Genomic DNA, 18767 nt, shown 5'->3' with positions numbered 1-18767 from the left:
CACCGTAGTAGGCGCGATGGCCTAGCCTGAAGGCGTGGTACGTGTCCTCGCGGTGGCCGATGAGGTCGTCGACTCCCTGACCTTCGGGGTCGGCATCGAAGGGCGTCCCGACATCATCCTGGGTGCCGGTGACCTGCCGTTCGAGTATCTCGAGGTGCTCTCCACGCTCTGTGACGCACCATGTGTCTACGTCCCCGGGAATCACGACCGGGACCTCACCGGTTACCGCCACGGGCGCGCCGGGTGGATCCGGGCCGGCCTGCCGTCCGAGGATCCGGGACCGCGCGGTGCGATCAACGCCGATCGACGGACCGTCACGGTGGCCGGTCTGCGGATCAGCGGGCTCGGCGGGTGCCGGCGCTACAACGACGGGCCCAACCAGTACTCGGACATGCAGCAGCGCATCCGCTCATGGCGCCTGAGTTGCACGCGCGCCACCCCCGACATCCTGCTGACGCACAGCCCGGCACGCGGGATCGGCGACGGCGACGACGTGCCGCATCGTGGCTTCGACTGTTACCACGGACTGGTGCGGTCGCTGCAGCCCACGCTGCTCGTCCACGGACACGTCCATCCGTTCGGGACACGGCCGGCCGACAAGATGATCGGCGACGCGACGATCTCGATGAACGTGGTGGGCTACTGCCAGTTCGACATCGATCCCGGTAGCCGCGAATTCCAGATCGTGAGGCGACGTCATGGCTCGTGACACCGGGTTCCCGGATGCCGACGCGGAGAACGACTTCACGCGGATGCGTCGGCACGCCGAGATGTCGCGTCTCATGGCGTGGTTCACGCGGCAACCCGCCGACGTCAACACCGTCCTGCCGTTCGACGAGGTCGTCGCCGCGCTCGGCCGGATCGGAGACACCTACCTCGGGCTGCAGCAGGTCGAGGTGGAGTCCATCGTCGGAAGTGTCGACCGCACCAAGGATTTCGACCGGTACTTCCGGCCGACCTCATCCCGCATCCGGGAGCGGTGGCAACGGCTCGCGGCCGCCCAGCGCCGCGGCGAATCGGTACCACCGGTACGCCTCTACCGCATCGGCTCGATGCATTTCGTGCTCGACGGCCACCACCGGGTGTCGATCGCGATCGCCCGCCACCTGCACACCATCGACGCCTACGTCACCGAGATCCACACGCGCATCTCGCCGGAGGGCATCAACGCGGCGTCCGACCTGATCATGAAGGATCATCGCCGGCTCTTCCTCTCGCGGGTCCCGCTCGCCGGCGCTCAGGCGGACGCCATCCGATTCTCCGATCCGTTCGACTACGCGGAGCTGTCGGAGAACGTGGAGGCCTGGGGATTTCGGCTCGGACAGGAGATCGGCGAGTTCCTCAGCCGACCGGAGGTGGCCCGACGGTGGTTCGGCGAGGAGTTCCTGCCGGTGGTGCGGATGGCGAGACGCGCCGACATCAGACCAGACCTCACGAGTGACGCCGAACTCTACCTCTGGCTGGCGTGTGAACGCTATCGCTTGGTGCGCAAACACATCTGGGATGACGATATCCTGCGGGAACTACACGACCAGGGCCGTCGGCGCCGCCGCTGAACAGGCCTCCTGCGTATCGCATCGGTACTGCACGACGAGGGAGCACACGAACATGTCCATCACCCCCACGGATGTCGAACATCTGCGCCGCTGTGTCGATCTGGCGCGCGCGGCGCTCGACGCCGGTGACGAGCCGTTCGGTTCGACGCTGGTCGCCGCGGACGGGACCGAACTGTTCGCCGACCGCAATCGGGTGTCCGGCGGCGATGCGACCCGGCACCCGGAGTTCGCGATCGCCCGCTGGGCCGCCACCAATCTGTCACCGGCACAACGTGCGTCGTGCACCGTGTACACGTCAGGTGAGCACTGCCCGATGTGCTCGGCGGCGCACGCGTGGGTCGGCCTCGGTCGCATCGTCTACGCCGGGTCGGGCGCGCAACTCGGCGCGTGGCTCGTCGAGTGGGACGCGGCGCCCGCACCGGTCGCGGGGTTGTCGATCCAGCAGGTCGCGCCGGGTGTGCCGGTCGACGGTCCCGTCGACGAGTTCACCGAGACCCTGCGTGAACTCCATCACGCCCGCGTCATCCGAGACGCAGGTTGACCCCCGACGACTGATCGAACACGGCGACCTTCGAGGCCTCGTAGAACAGTTCGGCGGTGCCGCCACGGGTGATCCGGGACTCCGGCGACACGCGCGCGATCATCTGCCCGCCACCGATTTCCGCTCCCGAGTCCGCGGCGAGCTCGTCGAGAGCATCGCTGGACGCGGCCGGCGAGTCGACGGTGAAGTAGACGTAGTTGTCCGAACCCATCGATTCGATGACGTCGACGCTGGCGGTCAGCGTCGACCCGTTCGAGCGGACCGCCGGATCGACGAGGGCCGCATCTTCGAGATGCTCGGGTCGGACACCGACCAGCACGTCACCGTTGCTCTTGGCGCGCTGCGCATTGGTGACGATCTGCTGATGGTCGGGTATGGCGACCCGGCCGATCGGGGTGTCGATACCGTCACTGCCCAGGCGTCCCGGCAGGAAGTTCATCGCGGGCGACCCGATGAACCCGGCCACGAACAGATTGGTCGGGTTGTTGTAGAGCTCCTGCGGCGTACCGATCTGCTGCACGTATCCGCTGCGCAGCACCACAACCCGGTCACCGAGTGTCATCGCCTCGGTCTGATCGTGGGTGACGTAGACGGTGGTGGTGCCCAACCGGTTCTGCAGGCGGGCGATCTCGGTCCGCATCTGCACACGCAGTTTGGCGTCCAGATTCGACAGCGGCTCGTCCATCAGGAAGGCCTTGGGCGAGCGCACGATCGCGCGTCCCATCGCGACACGCTGCCGCTGACCACCGGAGAGGTTCGCGGGCTTGCGGTCCATGTACGGCCCGAGGTCGAGGATCTTGGCCGCCTCGTCGACCTTCGCCGTGATCTCCGATTTCGACAGCTTCGCCAGGGTGAGCGGGAATGCGATGTTCTCGCGTACCGACATGTGCGGGTAGAGCGCATAACTCTGGAACACCATCGCGATGTCACGGTCCTTGGGGGCGCGGTCGTTGACCCGCTCCCCGTCGATCCGGAGTTCGCCTGAGGAGATGTCCTCGAGTCCGGCGATCATGTTGAGGGTGGTCGACTTCCCACACCCTGATGGGCCGACCAGGATGATGAACTCCCCGTCGGCGATCTCGACGTCGACCCCGTGGACCGCGGTCGACCCGTCCGGGTACTGCTTGGTGACGTTGTCCAGAACGATGTCGGCCATGGGTTATCCCTTCACCGCGCCGGAGGTCAGCCCGGCCACGATTCGACGTTGGAAGAAGAGCACGAAGATGATGATCGGAATGGTGATGACGACGGCGGCCGCCGCGATCGAACCGGTGGGTTCCTCGAACTGACTGTCACCGGTGAAGTTGGCGATCGCCACCGGTGCGGTGATGGCTCGCTCGGTGGAGGTCAGCGACAGGGCGAGCAGCAGATCGTTCCAGGCGAAGATGAACACCAGGATGGCCGCGGTCACCACGCCGGGGGCCGCCAGTGGCGCGATCACCTTGCGGAAGGCCTGGAACGGAGTGGCACCGTCCATCTTGGCCGCCTTCTCCAGCTCCCAGGGGATCTCACGGAAGAAGGCGGAGAGGGTGTAGATCGCCAGCGGCAGGGCAAAGGTGATGTACGGCAGGATCAGGCCCGGCCAGGTGTCGAACAGGCCCAGGTTGCGCTCGATGTTGAACAGCGGTGTGACGAGCGAGATCTGCGGGAACATCGCGATCAGCAGGGCGGCACCGATCAGCAGTTTCTTACCCGGGAAATCCAGGCGCGCCACGGCATACGCGGCCATGGTGCCCAGGATCACCGCGATCAGGGTGGTGATCAGCCCGATGCCGATCGAGTTGCGCAGCGCGCTGGTGAAGGCGCTGGTCTCGAAGATGCCGGTGTAGTTCTCCCAGGTCCATTCCTTGGGGATGAAGCTGCCGTCCTTGACACTGCCCGGGGGCTTGAACGACAAGCTGACGATCCACAGCAGCGGGATGATCGCATAGAGGATCACCAGGATGTTGGCGATCGACCACCAGGCCTTGTTTCCGATACCGGATCTCACGCGGCCCTACCTCCCCTCGTTCTCGGAACCGGGCGCCGCGGTACCGAAGCCCTTGATGAAGATGAACGCGATGATCGCGACACAGATGAAGATCAGGATGCTGATCGCCGACCCGACACCGAGGTTGAACGCCTTGAAGAGGTTGTCGTAACCGAGCATCGAGACCGAATACGTGTTGTTGGAGCCCTTCGTCAACACGTAGATGTTGTCGAAGACGCGGAACGCGTCCAGGGTGCGGAACAGGAGCGCGACCAGGATGGCCGGCTTCATCAGCGGGATGATGATGCGCCACAGGCGTGTCCACGCACCGGCACCGTCCACCTGTGCGGCCTTGAGGAGGTCGTCGGGAACGAGTGCCAGACCCGCGAGCAGCAACAGGGCCATGAACGGCGTCGTCTTCCAGACCTCGGCGAGCACGATGATCGCCAGCGACGGCCATTGCGAGGTGAGCGGCGCGCTGCCGTCGGGCAGCAGGTTGGCGAGGTAGCCGGTCTCCGGTGTCCACGCGTAGTACCACGAGAATGCGGCCGCCACGGTCACGATGCCGTAGGGGATCAGCACCACCGTGCGGATGGTGCCCCTGCCGAAGATGGTGCGGTGCATGACAAGTGCGATCGCCATGCCGAGTACCAGCTCGATCGCCACGGACACCACAGTGATGCCGAGAGTCACCGAGAACGCCGTCCACCAGTAGTTGTCGGTGAGCACGGTGGCGTAGTTCTCGAACCAGACGAAGCTGCGCTCGCCCGGAGCAGAGAGGCTCGACTTGTTCAGCGACAGCCAGATCGCGTACACGATCGGATAACCGGTGACGAGGGCCATCATGATCGCCGCGGGTGCGACGAGCCAGAGCGCGAGTCGCCGCTCCGCAGCCTTGCCCTCACTGAGCTTCTTCTTGCCGCCCTTCGCGGGGGCAGTGGGCCGCTCGGCGACGGCCACCGCACCGGCAGGCCCGGCCGCCGGAGCGGCGCCGCCCGTCGAGGCAGTCGCGCCCGCGGCGGGCGGGGTCCATGCGTCGGAGTACACCGGTTGTGCGCCGGTGTCACCGGTCGACGGCGGCCGCACCGACGGTTCCCGTGCCGGGGTGTCGTTCTCCGGAAGGCTGTGGCGGCCCGGTCGCGACCGGTTCTCGCCGTTGTCGCCGGTTGTCATGGGATCAGGCCCTCCCCGTCGATCGCCTTGCGGACCTGGTCGGCGAGCTCGTCGACCAGCGTCTCGGGATTCCATGCGCCGACCGGACTCAACTTCGCGGTCAGCAGCGTCGAGATGGCCTGGTAGACCGGCGAAGCCGGCCGAATTGCGGCATTGCGGCTCTCGAGCTGGGTCCGGATGTCATCCCCCATCGGGTACGCAGCCTTGAAGTCCGGGTCGTCGTAGATCGACGCGATGGTCGGCGGGGTACCACCGTCCACCGAGTAGACCTTCTGCGCCGTCTCGTCCGTCAGGCACTCGGCCGCCTTGAAGGCCAGGTCCTTCTGCTGTGACGTGCTGGCCACCGCGATGTTCACGCCACCGAGTGTCGACCGGGCAGGCAGGTCCTTGCTGACACCCGGGTACCGCGCGAAATCGAACTTGGTGCGGACCGTCTTGTTCACCGGGCCGAGCTGTGCGTCCGTGGGCGGGTTCTCGGCGTCCTCGGCGAGCAGGCCTGCGTACTGCTGCATCTCCGGGAAGAACGGGACGTCGCCTGCCGCGGCGTTGGACCGCATCGACGAGAACACGAACGGCCAGTTGACCTCGAAGGCAGCACTGCCGTTCTCCATCCCCAGGCGCGCGGAGGACTCGTCGGCATTGGTGAGCGAGGGATCGTGTCCGGGAGCAGTCGCGATCGCCTTGAGGACCTGCAGGGCCTTCACTGTCGCCGCGCGGTGTGCGGGAGTGTCGTTGAGCGTCACCAGGTTCGGGTCGTCGGGGCTGACCACCGAGCCACCGGCACTCGCGAGCACCGAGTTGAACCAGACCATCAGACCCTCATACTGCTTGCCCTGCACCATGATGTAGCTCGGTCCGCCCTTGCGGCGGATCGCCTCGGTGTCGGCGAGCATCTCGTCCCAGGTACCCGGCGCCTTTGACTTGTTGAGGTACTTGCGCAGCAGATCCGGCCGGTACCAGAGCAATTGGGTGTTGGTCCAGGTCGGGATCGCGTACAGACGCTTCTGGGCGTCCTCGTCGGTCTTCCACATGGCCGTTTCGCGCGGTCCACCCAGGTTGGTCGCGGCGACCTTGGCGGCCAACGCTTCCGGCACCGGCTGGATCCAGCCGGCGTCGGCGAACTCCGCGGTCCACACCACGTCCATACCCATGAGATCCAGGCCTGGGTCGTTGCCTGCGAGGCGACGCGCCAACTGCAGTCGCTGGTCGTCGGCCGACTTCGGCAGCGGCGTGGTGACGATCTTGTACGCACCGCCGGAGTCGGCGGAGCACTTCTGACCGACCTCGTCGATGAAGGACGCGCCGTCGGCCGGCGGATAGATGTTGAGGACCTTGGGTGTGTAGCCCGACCCACAGGCCGTCACGATGGGCAGGGCGGCGACCAACGCCGCCGCGGCCACCACCAGTTTTCGCCTTACCCCACTTCGGGATCCGCGGTGGGGATGCCCACCGACGGGATGTCGACCCGATTCGGAACTGCCAGCCCGGAACCGCACGCAGCCTCCTTGATGTCGTTCGCGGTGCAAGACAACGAGGCTGCACCGGTCAGCGTCTGCTGCGTAACGTTATATGTCGCGGTTCGTGACATGCAACACATTCGGCATGGGCGTGCCAGAACATGCGGGAATCGTGATCTCCGCCGACCTGCAGTGGGATTTCACCTGCGTGAATCGCCGACGATGTCGGGAGGTCAGGAGGTCAGGCGGCTCAACATGTCGCGGGCCTTCTCGGCGCTGCGGGGGTCGCACAACACGTCGTAGCGGCCCGCCACCAACTGCATCGTCGAGGCGAAGTCGCGCTGCCCGCGCGTCGCGGCGTATGGAATGGTCGCCGAGATGAGCCCGAAGACGATGCCGCCCACGAGCCCGAACAGCAACGGCGCCAGACCCGCACCGCTGACCACCAGGGTCACGAGCAGTCCGAAGAACAGGCCGAGCCACGCTCCCGACACGATGCCACCGCCGACCACCTTTCCCCACGTGAGGCGGCCGATCACGCGCTCCACCTGCATCAGGTCCACACCGACGATGGTCACGTCCTGGACCGTGAAATCCTGGTCGGCCAGGTAGTCGACAGCGTGCTGCGCCTCGGCGTAGGTGCCGTATGACCCGATCGGCCACCCTTTCGGCGGCGTCGGCAGGCCGGGGGTCTCGCGACCCTGGCGCATCGGGTTGGTCATCTCGGATCCTCTCTCGAGTGTCGTCTCACGCTGAGGGCACCGTCCGGTCGCCGCAGTGGGCGGTGGCGGGTGTCATGGCCTCGCCATTCCAGAATGCACAGTGAACGGCGCCGGCGCACGCGGTCGGGCGTGGCGGCACCACCCGGATGTGCGCGGCGCCGGGTCGTGCAGCCACTACCCTTACTCCCATGGCGTCCGTGAGCAAGGTCTTTGTGGCCAGGTTGGTGGGCTTGGCCGTGCTCGGACCCGACGGGGAGTCGATCGGCCGGGTTCGTGACGTGGTCGTCGCGATCCGCATGACCGGCCAGCAACCGCGCGTCCTCGGCCTGGCCGTGGAACTCACCACCCGCCGCCGGATCTTTGTCCCCATGCTGCGTGTGACCGCGATCGAACCCCAGGCCGTCACCCTCAACACCGGCACCGTGAGTCTGCGCCGGCTGCATCTGCGACCCGGCGAGGCGCTCGCGATCGGCCAGATCCTGGATTCCCGCGTGCGCGTGGATGATCCCGATCTGACCGACCTGGCCGGGGTGGACGTGAACGTGGTCGACCTCGGGATCGAGCGAACCCGCACGCGGGACTGGGTGGTGTCACGGGTGGCCGTCCGACCCGGACGCAAGGGATTCCGCCGCCGCAGCGTGACGAATGTCGTCGAGTGGCATCACGTCCACGGACTCACCCAGACGGAGCTGAACCTGCCGGGTCAGGGTGTCGCACAGGCGCTCATGCAGTTCGAGGGCATGCGCGCGGCCGACGTCGCCAACGCACTGCGCGAACTCCCGGCCAAGCGACGAGACGAGATCGCCGCCGCACTCGACGACGAGCGTCTCGCCGACGTCCTCCAGGAACTGCCGCCCGACGACCAGACCGACCTGCTCGCCCACCTCGAACTCGGCCGGGCGGTCGATGTGCTCGAGGCGATGGACCCCGACGACGCGGCCGACCTCCTCGGCGAACTCCCCGACGCGGAGGCCGAGTCGTTGCTCGAACGTATGGATCCGGAAGAGTCCGAACCGGTGCGGCGCCTGCTGACCCACTCCCCCGACACCGCAGGCGGTCTGATGACCTCCGAGCCGATCATTGTCACCGCATCCACCACGGTCGCGGAAACACTTGCGCGCGTGCGCAATCCAGACGTGACACCGGCGGCTGCGAGCCTCGTGTTCGTGGTGCGGCCCCCGACCGCGACACCGACCGGCAAGTATCTCGGGTGCGCCCATCTGCAAGCACTGCTGCGGGAACCGCCGGCCAACATCGTCGGCGGCATCCTCGACAGCGATCTCGCACACATGCAGCCCGAGGACTCACTGGAGGCCGTCACGCGGTACTTCGCGACTTACAACCTCGTCTGCGGCCCGGTGGTCGACGAGGAGGGGCACCTGCTGGGCGCGGTCAGCGTCGACGACCTCCTCGACCAGCTCCTGCCCCGCGACTGGCGCGAGACAGAGCCGGAGGACACCGGGCCGATCGGCGATCTGTCCGGCATCAAGCCCGCAGGAGCGGGTGCGTGAGCACGGAACAACCCGGCCGTCGCCTCGACACGCCCCGGCAGAACCGTCGGCTGTCGTTCAACCTCGATTCCGACGTCATCGGCGTCTACGCCGAACGCATCGCACGCTTTCTCGGGACCGGACGCTACCTCGCCATCCAGACCGTCATCGTGATCGTGTGGGTGGCGCTGAACCTGATCGCGGTGTCGTGGCGGTGGGACCCGTATCCGTTCATCCTGCTCAATCTCGCGTTCTCCACCCAGGCGGCCTACGCCGCGCCCCTAATCCTGCTCGCACAGAATCGACAGGAGAACCGCGACAAGGTCGCCCTCGACGAGGATCGGATCCGGTCCGCGCAGACCAAGGCGGACACCGAATTCCTGGCCCGCGAACTCGCCGCCGTGCGCCTGGCCGTCGGCGACACCGTGACCCGCGACTATCTCCGCAAGGAGCTCGACGACCTGCTCGACGAGCTCACCGAACGCCTCGGCGACGGCCCGCGCGACCTCTCGACACCCGATGACGGCGGGGACGACTCCCGACGCAGCCGGGGCGGCGGGGGCGGCGGGGACTCCGCGACCCCCCGGTGACCGCGGGCCGACACGGTCGGCCCCACTCCCCCATATGGGTCGGCGAACGCCGCGGACCACAACATGTGGGTTCACCAAACGATCAGATGCATGTAGTGAAGAATTGTCGGGTTCCTGTACTGGGGCATTAGACCCATATGTATGGTGGGTCACACGTCGGACGCCCGGGGAGCTCAGACACGGCGGGTCCGGCAATCCGCAAGATCTTCAGGGGCGGGCATGCACGTGTGTGAGAGCAACGGAGTCAGTGTGGACAGGCAGTCGACGACGGTCGCAGGACCGGTCACCGCCGGGCCGCGGGCGAGGAGAGCCCGGTGAGCCCCGCAGTGTTCCGTCGCGCCCACGGTCCGCGGCGGCCCCGCCTGCCGCGACGCGCACTGGCGGTCGGGACCGGCGGCTTCCTGGTGGGAGCGATGATGCTCGCCGCCGCGACGTCGAGCGCCTCCGGTGGCACCGTCTCCACCGCCGTCGCCGAGGACGCCAACTCGATACCGTCGTCGGCGGTCGAGATCGCACCCGGTGGCCCGGTGTCGTTGCTCGGATTCGCACCGCCGCCCAAACGCGTCGAACCGGAAGCCGCCGTGCTGCCCCAGTTCCGGATCACCGGGTCCCTGCCGACCGGTCCCATGGGGATCCCAGGAGTGGTGCTCCAGGCCTACAAACTGGCGGCCAACCGCGTCGGGTCGGACACCCCACAGTGCAAGCTGCCGTGGTTCCTGCTGGCCGGGATCGGGCGCATCGAGTCCAATCACGCGTCGAACGGCTCCGTCGACGCGTACGGCACCACCATCAACCCGATCGCCGGACCGGTGCTCAACGGCACGCTGGCCGGGAACGCGGTGATCCGCGACACCGACGGCGGCCGGATCGACGGTGACTCCTCGCACGACCGCGCGATGGGACCCATGCAGTTCATCCCGAGCACCTGGGCCGCGTGGGGGACCGACGCGAACGGTGACGGGAAGGCCGACCCGAACAACGTCTTCGACGCCACCTACTCGGCAGGCCGCTACCTGTGTTCCGGGGTATCCGACATCATGGCCGCCAAGAACAAGGTCGCGGCGGTGATGCGCTACAACCACTCGATGGAGTACGCGGCGAACGTGTTGAGCTGGGCCGCCGCCTACGCGACCGGTGTGATGCCGACGAATCCGATCCCCGAGCCCAAGCGCAAGCCGAGCAAATCGTCGACGAGCAAGCCGTCGAAACCCTCCAAGCCCGGCGAGAGTTCGTCGTCACCCTCGACCTCCGAGAGCACGACGACGCCGCCACCGCCGCCCCTGCCGACCTGCATCGGAGCACTCTGCCTGCCGCCCGATCTGGTCCCGACGCAACTGCTGCCGCCGCCGAAGCCGCTTCCCGAGCAGACGGCCCCGAAGAAGAAGCCGCCGGTCTCGGGATCGCCGCAACGTGGCCCGAACGCCCGCACGGGCCCCACGACCACCACACCACCGCCCGCGGCACGCTGACTCACCCGTGATCTCGAGGAGCCCTGCGGGGCGTCGAGGTCTCCCGTGCGACCGGCACTGTGCACCGGACGGTTAAGCTGGCGTTGATGACTACAGGAGTTGTACCCACCGAATCCGCGGTTCGCGCTGCCCTGAGCAAGGTCAACGATCCCGAGATCGGCAAACCCATCACCGACCTGGGGATGGTCAAGTCGATCGACGTCAACGACGACGCCAGCGTGGACGTCGTCGTGTACCTGACCACGTCGGGTTGTCCCATGCGTACCGAGATCTCGGGCCGCGTGGAGAACGCCGCGGCCGATGTGCCCGGCGTGGGCGCGGTCCGGGTGGTGCTCGACGTGATGGACGACGAGCAACGGACCGAACTGCGCAAGAAACTGCGGGGCGACAAGGCCGACCCCGTGATCCCGTTCGCCCAGCCCGGCTCTCTGACCCGCGTCTACGCGGTCGCGTCCGGAAAGGGCGGCGTCGGCAAGTCGAGTGTCACCGTGAACCTCGCGACGGCGCTGGCCGAGCGCGGCCTCACGGTCGGTGTCCTCGATGCCGACATCTACGGACATTCTGTGCCGCGGATGCTCGGCAGCGACGCCAAGCCCACCCAGGTCGAACGTATGATCATGCCGCCGATGAGCCACGGCGTGAAGTTCATCTCGATCGGGCAGTTCACCGACGGGAACACACCCGTCACGTGGCGCGGGCCCATGCTGCACCGAGCCCTCCAGCAGTTCCTCGCCGACGTCTACTGGGGCGATCTCGACGTGCTGCTGCTCGACCTGCCGCCCGGGACCGGCGATGTGGCGATCTCCATCGCCCAGCTCATCCCCGGCGCCGAGATCCTCGTCGTCACCACGCCGCAGCAGGCGGCTGCCGAGGTCGCCGAGCGAGCCGGTGCCATCGCACTGCAGACACGTCAGAAGATCCTCGGCGTCGTCGAGAACATGTCGTGGATGGAACTCCCGGACGGATCACGGATGGAACCGTTCGGTTCCGGCGGCGGCGAGAAGGTCGCCGAGCGACTGACCAAAGCGGTCGGCGCGCCCGTGGAACTCCTCGGTCAGGTCCCCTTGGAGACGTCTCTGCGGGAAGGTGGCGACAACGGCGTGCCGGTGGTCACTTCCGCACCCGATTCGGCGTCCGGATCCGCACTGCGGGCGATTGCCGATAAATTGGCCGTGCGGCGGCGCGGGCTGGCCGGGATGAGCCTGGGGATCGACACCACCCGTCACGACTGACACCCGCTCGGCGGTGGCCGGATCGATCCTAGGTGGCGTCCCAGTCGCCGACCGACGGTGACCGGGATGATCCCGTGGTCGGGCCCTGCCCGGTCGGCTTCGCCGGATCGGCGGCGGACGGATTCGGCATCGGCGCCGACACCGGCTTGATGTCCGGGGAATCGGTGATGTCCCGGTCGACGGTGGTCGGACCGAGACCGAGTGTGAACACGGAGTCGTCGCCGTCGAGCAGATGTTTCGTGACCATCGCGCGCGGCGTCATCCCGCGCAGCTCGTTGAGTTCGGAGAGAGGTTTGCGGAGTTCGTCGAACTCCGGACCAAGTTCGTCCTTGAGCTGATCGGTCGCGCCGGTCGCGTAATCGCGCACCTGGCGGATGGACTTCATGGTCCAGGAGATCGCACCGGGAAGGCGGTCGGGTCCCAGGATGATCAGACCCGCGGCCAACAGGACGAGGATCTCACCCCAACCGATACTGCTGAACATCCGTCATCCCCATTTGCTCGAGCCCGGTCTGCGATCAGTCGCCGGCCGGCGTGATCGTGCCGTTGAAGGTCCGGCCGTCGCGCCAGTAGCTGAACGGGACCTTCTGATCGATCTTCGCCGTCCGTACCGCGACCGTCAATTCGTCGGCGCTCTCGATGGTACGACCGTTGAACGAGGTGATCACGTCGTTCTCGCGCACTCCGGCCTGGTCTGCCGGGCCGCCGGCGACCACATTGCGGACCTGCGCGCCGAGCACCCGGTCGTTGCGGACCGAACTCGCGTTGACCCCGATCTGCGGGTGATCGACCGAACCCTGACGGATGAGCGTCTGGGCGATCGGGACGACCTGATCGATCGGGATCGCGAATCCCAGTCCGATCGAACCGCCGCCGGGGACGAGACCTGCGGTGTTGATGCCGACCACCTCGGCCTTGTCGCTGACCAGCGGCCCACCCGAGTTGCCGGGGTTGATCGCCGCGTCGGTCTGGATCGCGTCGATCACCGCGTCGGTGTCGGATTCGGCGTCGGGTCGCAACGGCACCGGACGATGCAGGGCACTGACGATGCCACTGGTGACGGTCCGGTCCAGGCCGAGCGGCGACCCGAAGGCGATGACCTCTTCACCGATCTGGAGATCGTCGGAGTTGCCGAGCTTCGAGACGGTGAGATTGTCGACGTTGTCGACCTTGACGACCGCGAGGTCGGTCTTGGTGTCGCGACCGACGATCCGCGCGGGCACGCGCTTGCGGTCGAAGAAGACGGCCTCGAGCTTGGCATTGCGGTCGTTCGCCGCCATCGCGATGACATGGTTGTTGGTGACGATGTAACCGCTCTTGTCGATGATGAAGCCCGACCCGGTGCCCACTGCGCTGCTGGTCCGCACATCGAGCGCGACCACCGATTTCTCCACCGCGCGAGCCACATTGGCGACCGGGGAACGAGGAGTGGCGCCGTTGTCGGCATCGTCGGTGGACAGCTGGACCGAATCGGAGTTGAGCGGCGAGACCACCTCAGCGGTCCATCGGCCGATCAGCCCGCCGACGAGTCCGACCACCACCGCGAGCACGGCGAGGGTCGCCAGCGCGTGCCAGCTGATCCGCTTGCCGAACAAGACGTCCTGGATGCCCAGCTTCGGGCCCGGGTCGGTGGGCTCGGGGGCGGTAGGGACACCGAGCGCCGGCCGATCCAGGCCGGCCACGCTCTCCGGGTCGCGCCAGGGATCGGCCTGGGCGGGCGGTGCGTCGGGTGCCCCGTAGGTGGCCAACGGGTCCCGCTGAAGGGTGTCGATCACGCCCGCCGGGCGGCCGAACGCCTCGGCGAGCACCGGATCCGGCGGGGCGATCTGTGGATCAGGGTTGTCAGTGGTGTCCTCGGACTGCGCGAAGGACCCCTGCACACCGGCCGGACGTCCGAACACCGCGGCGGTCTGTGGGGACACGGCGCCGTGCCGTGACCTGTCGTCGGTGCGGTGGCCTGACGTCGTCTCCGCGGCCGCTGATTCCGAACCGTCTACTGCTTCCGAACCGTCCACGTCCGAACGGACGTCGTCGGAGCCCACGGTGTCCGGGCCCGCTGCCTCCCCGGCGGACTCGGTCGACCCGTCGAGCTCGCTTTCCCCTCTGGTGTCCACGTGTCAGCGGCCTCGCCAGCGGCTCATCCGGGCACGGGTGCCCTGGCCGGGTCGTCCGCGGCGGTCCGCGGAGGCAGAGGTGGGCATCGGGTCGCGCGGTGCCTCGGTGACCGGGAATCCCGGGGCGGCCATCGGGCTCGCAGGCCGATCCTGCCCCCACGGGGACAACGGGCTGTGGCGGTCGGTCCGGGCGTCGCCGGAGACGCCGGTGACGTCGATCTCGCGGGTGGGGATCTGACTGAGCTGACCGAGGAGCCCGGCGGGCAGTGACACGTCCCCGGCCGACCGCAGTCGAGAGCGGGCGGAGACCTGTGCATCGACGGCCGACATGCACTCCGAACATTGCGCGACGTGCTGGGTGGCCCGAAGGTGGGCGGTCATCCCCAACTCACCGTCGACGTAGGCGGCAACCGCCTCCGCGGCGAGATGTTCGGTCGGGGCGAACCGGCGTCCACCGGGTGTACCGGGCGCGCGGTAGGTGCGATTGGGGGCGAACGACGCGGTGACGGGCGACCAGGTCGACGGGTTCCACGCGGACCGCCGACGACGGAGATTCGGCATGGGTAGCTGGCTGTCGCCCTGCTGCCCCGAGGTGGATCGACCTCGGTTCATCTCCATCTGACGTTCACCTCTTCCACCGCTGCGGGCCAGTCCGCCGTCGTGTCCAGTTCGTTCCACGCTACTGCGCTGTCGGCGAGTGTGCCGCCACACCGCCCTGCGGGCGCGGCAACCCACCCTATCCGAAGAGGACAACGGTGACGGACCGACCGTGGTTCCCGGAATCTCGATCCGATTCGGGTGACGGCAGATCGCGCCTGTGGAGTGGATGTCAGTGCACCGCGCCGATTGCCACCGACCTGCTGCCGGTGTGTCCTCGGGCGGTCAGGTGATCGCGGATCGTCTGACGACCGCGATGAATGCGACTGCGCACGGTGCCGAGCTTGACGCCGAGGGTCGCCGAGATCTCTTCGTAGGACAGGCCCTCGATGTCACACAGGACGACCGCGGCACGGAAGTCCGGCGGCAGTGCGTCGAGCGCATCCTGCAGATCCGGGTCGAGGTTCGCGTCGTGGAAGATCTGCTCGGGATCGGGGGTGTCCGAGGGCACCCGATCGTATTCGTCCGGCAATGCCTCCATGCGGATCTTGCTCCGACGCCGGACCATGTCCAGGAACAGATTGGTGGTGATGCGGTGCAGCCACCCCTCGAAGGTGCCGGGCCGATAGTTCGACAGCGAACGGAAGACCCGGATGAATGTCTCCTGCGTGAGGTCCTCGGCGTCGTGCTGGTTGCCGGACAAGCGGTAGGCCAGGCGATACACCCGATCCGCATGCTCGCGGACAAGCTCGTCCCAGGACGGCATCAAGGTGTCGTCGCCGGTGGCGTCGAATCCAGCGGTCCCGGTCGGGACGACGTCTGCAGACCCCAGGGGATCAGTCATGTTTGGTGGCCAGTTCCCTTCCCCGGACATCACGTCGGATGACGGATGTTCACGATGGTAAACCACGTCTGCCTGCGATCTATTCCTCGGTCGGAACCTCGGTGGATCGTCGGCTGCGAGCGCATCGGCTGCGCTAGTAGAACCCTCTCCCATCGTGGTGTGGTCGCCGTATGAGAGTGCTGAGGTTTCGCTGAGGAAGTGGGCGGCGGTTTCGGCGGCCGCCCGAAAATCCTCTGACCTCCGACTTCGACCGAGGTTGGCGCGCCGCCGACGCAATCGTGACGACGCGACATAACCTCAGGGGGTGACCGATTCATCTGGGGGCTCCGAACAGGCGGGCTCGGTGTCCACGAGCGCCCTCATCGACTACGCGGAATCGGCGATCGTCGAAGACGACGCCCTGGCGTCGGCCCGCACCCGGGCCGACGAACTCGGCGCATCCGCGGTCGCGCCCGCCGTCGGCGCATTGCTGGCCCTGCTGGCCCGCTCGTGTGACGCCCACGCCGTCGTCGAGATCGGCACCGGTGCCGGTGTCAGCGGTCTCTGGCTGCTCAACGGAATGGCCGCCGACGGTGTGCTCACCACCATCGATCCCGAACCAGAACATCATCGCGCCGCACGGCAGTCGTTCGCGGGCGCCGACATCGTGCCGGGGCGGACCCGCCTGATCAACGGCACACCGACCGAGGTGTTGCCCCGCCTCGCCGACGAGACCTACGACCTGGTGTTCGTCGACGGTCCGCTCATCGATCACCCACGCCATGTCGTGGAGGCCGTGCGGATCCTGCGCCCGGGCGGCGTGGTGGTGGTCCACAACGCCACCGCCGACGGCGCGGTCGCCGACCCGACGCGCACCGACCCACCCGCCGCGGCCGCCCGGGAGGCGGCGATGCTGATCGCCGACGACGAGCGGCTGCTGCCGGTGGTGATCCCGCTGGGCGCAGGAGTGCTCGCGGCCGCCAAGGCCCGCTGAGCCGCTCCCCCGCTCAGACGTCCGTGGAGAAGCGGAGTCCGCCGTCGGGGATCTGGACGCCCGGCCACACCCGCGCACCGCGCAGGAGTTCACAGCGCGCGCCGACATCGGCCCCGTCACCGATCACGGTGTCGCGGATCAGGGCCCGAGGTCCGATTCGGGCGCCGAATCCGACGATGCTCCGCTCCACCACGGCACCGGCCTCGATGACCGCACCGTCGAAGACGACGGCACCGTCGAGCCGTGCCCGCGGCCCGATCTCGGCGCCGCGACCCACCACGGTCCCGCCGATGAGCACCGCCCCCGGCGCCACGCCTGCACCGTCGTGGACCATCGATTCGCCGCGCCGGTCGCCGAGCGCGGGCGATGGCGCGATACCGCGGACCAGATCCGCCGACCCGCGCACGAAGTCCTCCGGCGTACCCATGTCCCGCCAGTAGGCGTGGTCGACGTGGGCCTGGATGTGCCGGCCCTCGGAGAGCAGTTTGGGGAAGACCTCACGCTCGACCGAGACCGGCCGACCGGGTGGGATCTCCTCGATCACCGAGCGCCGGAAGACATAGGTGCCTGCGTTGATCTGGTCGGTCGGCGGATCCTGGGTCTTCTCCAGGAAGTCGGTGACCCGGCCGGTCTCGTCGGTCGGCACGCAGCCGAAGGCTCGCGGATCACTGACCGGCACGAGGTGCATCGTGACGTCGGCACCACTGTTCCGATGCGTGGTCAGGATCTCGCGGACGTCCGTGCCACCGAGCACATCGCCGTTGAACACGAGGATGTTGTCGGCCGTGAGGTCGTCGAGCACGTTGCGGATGCCGCCGCCGGTTCCGAGTGGTTCGGTCTCGGTGACGTACTGCAGGCGCACACCCAGTTTGGAACCGTCGCCGTAGTACTCGGAGAAGACGTGGGCCTGGAACGAGGTGCCGAGCACCACGTCGGTGATCCCCGCTGCCTGGATGCGGGACAACAGATGGGTGAGGAACGGGACACCGGCGGTGGGCAGCATCGGCTTGGGGGCCGACAGGGTCAGCGGCCGCAGCCGGGTGCCCTTTCCGCCCACGAGCACCACGGCCTGCACCGACGATGTCACGTCCGGATCGGACGCCGCCTCGACGTGGCTCTCACTGGTCACCGGTTCCTCCTCTGTTTCGTTCGACGGTCCGGCCGGCCGCGAGCACCGCGACCCGAGAACGCACGGCCAGGCCGATCCGGAGCGCCAGGCGCAGCGGCGCCTGCCACACGCCCGGATGGCGGTCGGCCTGGAACCGGTAGGCGCTGCGGTGATGGGCAGGCAACATCTTCTCCGGATTGCGCCCGGCCGCATGGCCTTTGGTGTGGACGATCTCCGCGTCCGGTACGTAGACGTTGAGCCAGCCGGCCTTGCCCAGCCGATCGCCGAGATCGACGTCTTCCATGTACATGAAGTACCGCGAGTCGAAACCGTCGATGGAGTCGAATGCGGCACGGCGCACGAGCAGACACGATCCCGACAACCATCCGACCGGACGTTCGCTGGGCGCGGCGTCGTCGGCCCGGTAGGCGGCCGTCCAGGGGTTGGTCTTCCAGATCGACCCGAACAACGCGTGTCCGGCGCCGGAGACCAGATCCGGGACGCGCCGCGCCGACGGGTAGATCGAGCCGTCCGGCTCATGGATCAACGGCCCCAGCGATCCGGCGCGCGGCCAGCGTCGGGCCGCGGCGAGGAGTTCGTCGAGCGAACCCGGCGCCCACTCGACATCCGGGTTGGCCACCGCGATGAACTCGACCGCGGGGTCCACCTCGGCGACCGCACGGTTGATGCCGCCGCCGTAGCCGATGTTGCCGCCGGTCCGCACGAGCGTCACGTTGTCGAACTCCTGCTCCGCGGCCTCGGGTGCACCGTCGGTCGACCCGTTGTCGGCGATGACGACCCGGGGCACCGACGATGCGGTGGCCTTCTCGAGGCTTCGCAGGAATGCCGCGAGGTAATCCCCCGACGAATACGTCACCGTCACGACGGCAAGCTCAGCAGTCACCGGGTCAGGGTAACCAACCTCGTGCGAG

19 protein-coding genes are annotated in these 18767 nt (G+C 67.8%); 8 read left to right on the top strand and 11 right to left on the bottom strand.

Going from position 1 to position 18767, the window contains the following annotated elements; all coding sequences use genetic code 11:
* Positions 1-34: 34 nt before the first annotated feature.
* From OVA31_RS19810 to OVA31_RS19800, 3 genes are read left to right on the top strand one after another with little or no spacing between them, the layout of a single operon-like run.
* Positions 35-709 (top strand): metallophosphoesterase family protein, encoded by a 675-nt coding sequence (locus OVA31_RS19810; protein WP_267628302.1) that lies wholly within the window; start codon positions 35-37, stop codon positions 707-709.
* Entirely contained in the window at positions 699-1556 is an 858-nt protein-coding gene (locus OVA31_RS19805) for a chromosome partitioning protein ParB (RefSeq protein WP_164308511.1), read from the top strand. Before OVA31_RS19810 ends, OVA31_RS19805 begins: the two co-directional genes overlap by 11 nt.
* Before the next feature lie 52 nt (positions 1557-1608).
* On the top strand, positions 1609-2097 hold the full coding sequence (locus tag OVA31_RS19800; RefSeq protein ID WP_267628301.1) for a nucleoside deaminase: 489 nt from the start codon (positions 1609-1611) through the stop codon (positions 2095-2097).
* Here OVA31_RS19800 and OVA31_RS19795 read toward each other — a convergent pair.
* The 5 genes from OVA31_RS19795 to OVA31_RS19775 form a co-directional block, all read right to left on the bottom strand.
* The gene (locus OVA31_RS19795) at positions 2078-3253 is read right to left on the bottom strand and encodes an ABC transporter ATP-binding protein (protein ID WP_267628300.1); all 1176 of its coding nucleotides are present in this window, start codon (positions 3251-3253) and stop codon (positions 2078-2080) included. The two genes, OVA31_RS19800 and OVA31_RS19795, sit on opposite strands and share 20 nt — an antisense overlap.
* A gap of 3 nt (positions 3254-3256) precedes the next feature.
* On the bottom strand, positions 3257-4087 hold the full coding sequence (locus OVA31_RS19790) for a carbohydrate ABC transporter permease (RefSeq protein ID WP_267628299.1): 831 nt from the start codon (positions 4085-4087) through the stop codon (positions 3257-3259).
* 6 nt (positions 4088-4093) lie between these two features.
* The gene (locus OVA31_RS19785) at positions 4094-5239 is read right to left on the bottom strand and encodes a carbohydrate ABC transporter permease (RefSeq protein ID WP_267628298.1); all 1146 of its coding nucleotides are present in this window, start codon (positions 5237-5239) and stop codon (positions 4094-4096) included.
* A complete protein-coding gene (locus tag OVA31_RS19780) occupies positions 5236-6642 on the bottom strand; it encodes an extracellular solute-binding protein (protein ID WP_267628297.1) in 1407 nt (468 codons plus the stop codon). The genes OVA31_RS19785 and OVA31_RS19780 overlap by 4 nt, the downstream gene beginning before the upstream one ends.
* A gap of 287 nt (positions 6643-6929) precedes the next feature.
* Positions 6930-7418, bottom strand: coding sequence for a general stress protein (locus OVA31_RS19775; RefSeq protein WP_267628296.1), 489 nt, complete (start codon positions 7416-7418; stop codon positions 6930-6932).
* 188 nt (positions 7419-7606) lie between these two features.
* Here OVA31_RS19775 and OVA31_RS19770 point away from each other — a divergent pair, with 188 nt between their 5' ends.
* The 4 genes from OVA31_RS19770 to OVA31_RS19755 all read left to right on the top strand — a co-directional run bounded on the left by OVA31_RS19770 (position 7607) and on the right by OVA31_RS19755 (position 12199).
* Complete coding sequence (locus tag OVA31_RS19770; protein ID WP_267628295.1) at positions 7607-8929, top strand: magnesium transporter MgtE N-terminal domain-containing protein; 1323 nt, start codon at positions 7607-7609, stop codon at positions 8927-8929.
* A complete protein-coding gene (locus OVA31_RS19765; protein WP_267628294.1) occupies positions 8926-9498 on the top strand; it encodes a DUF1003 domain-containing protein in 573 nt (190 codons plus the stop codon). The genes OVA31_RS19770 and OVA31_RS19765 overlap by 4 nt, the downstream gene beginning before the upstream one ends.
* A 314-nt stretch (positions 9499-9812) precedes the next feature.
* Positions 9813-10967 (top strand): lytic transglycosylase domain-containing protein, encoded by a 1155-nt coding sequence (locus OVA31_RS19760; RefSeq protein WP_267628293.1) that lies wholly within the window; start codon positions 9813-9815, stop codon positions 10965-10967.
* A gap of 86 nt (positions 10968-11053) precedes the next feature.
* On the top strand, positions 11054-12199 hold the full coding sequence (locus OVA31_RS19755) for an Mrp/NBP35 family ATP-binding protein (RefSeq protein WP_267628292.1): 1146 nt from the start codon (positions 11054-11056) through the stop codon (positions 12197-12199).
* A gap of 28 nt (positions 12200-12227) precedes the next feature.
* Here OVA31_RS19755 and tatB read toward each other — a convergent pair whose 3' ends face one another.
* The 4 genes from tatB to sigE all read right to left on the bottom strand — a co-directional run bounded on the left by tatB (position 12228) and on the right by sigE (position 15754).
* A complete protein-coding gene (gene tatB / locus OVA31_RS19750) occupies positions 12228-12683 on the bottom strand; it encodes a Sec-independent protein translocase protein TatB (protein ID WP_267628291.1) in 456 nt (151 codons plus the stop codon).
* A gap of 34 nt (positions 12684-12717) precedes the next feature.
* Positions 12718-14313: a trypsin-like peptidase domain-containing protein gene (locus OVA31_RS19745; RefSeq protein ID WP_267628290.1), complete on the bottom strand. Its 1596-nt coding sequence runs from the start codon at positions 14311-14313 to the stop codon at positions 12718-12720.
* Between the two features lie 3 nt (positions 14314-14316).
* Positions 14317-14931 carry a hypothetical protein gene (locus OVA31_RS19740; protein WP_267628289.1) on the bottom strand — a complete coding sequence of 205 codons (615 nt, stop codon included), beginning with the start codon at positions 14929-14931 and terminating at the stop codon, positions 14317-14319.
* A gap of 211 nt (positions 14932-15142) precedes the next feature.
* Positions 15143-15754, bottom strand: a complete 612-nt coding sequence (sigE, locus tag OVA31_RS19735; protein ID WP_267628288.1) for an RNA polymerase sigma factor SigE — start codon at positions 15752-15754, stop codon at positions 15143-15145.
* A gap of 304 nt (positions 15755-16058) precedes the next feature.
* Here sigE and OVA31_RS19730 point away from each other — a divergent pair, with 304 nt between their 5' ends.
* Positions 16059-16727, top strand: coding sequence for an O-methyltransferase (locus OVA31_RS19730; RefSeq protein ID WP_267628287.1), 669 nt, complete (start codon positions 16059-16061; stop codon positions 16725-16727).
* A gap of 13 nt (positions 16728-16740) precedes the next feature.
* On the opposite strand, the gene OVA31_RS19725 is transcribed toward OVA31_RS19730, so the two are convergent.
* The gene (locus tag OVA31_RS19725; protein WP_267628286.1) at positions 16741-17856 is read right to left on the bottom strand and encodes an NDP-sugar synthase; all 1116 of its coding nucleotides are present in this window, start codon (positions 17854-17856) and stop codon (positions 16741-16743) included.
* Positions 17846-18739 (bottom strand): glycosyltransferase family 2 protein, encoded by an 894-nt coding sequence (locus OVA31_RS19720; protein WP_267628285.1) that lies wholly within the window; start codon positions 18737-18739, stop codon positions 17846-17848. The genes OVA31_RS19725 and OVA31_RS19720 overlap by 11 nt, the downstream gene beginning before the upstream one ends.
* Between the last annotated feature and the right edge of the window lie 28 nt (positions 18740-18767).

It is taken from the genome of Gordonia sp. SL306 (assembly GCF_026625785.1).
GTDB lineage: Bacteria > Actinomycetota > Actinomycetes > Mycobacteriales > Mycobacteriaceae > Gordonia.
Note: the sequence above shows the minus strand (reverse complement) of the source record. Positions and strands in the feature narration are given on the sequence as shown.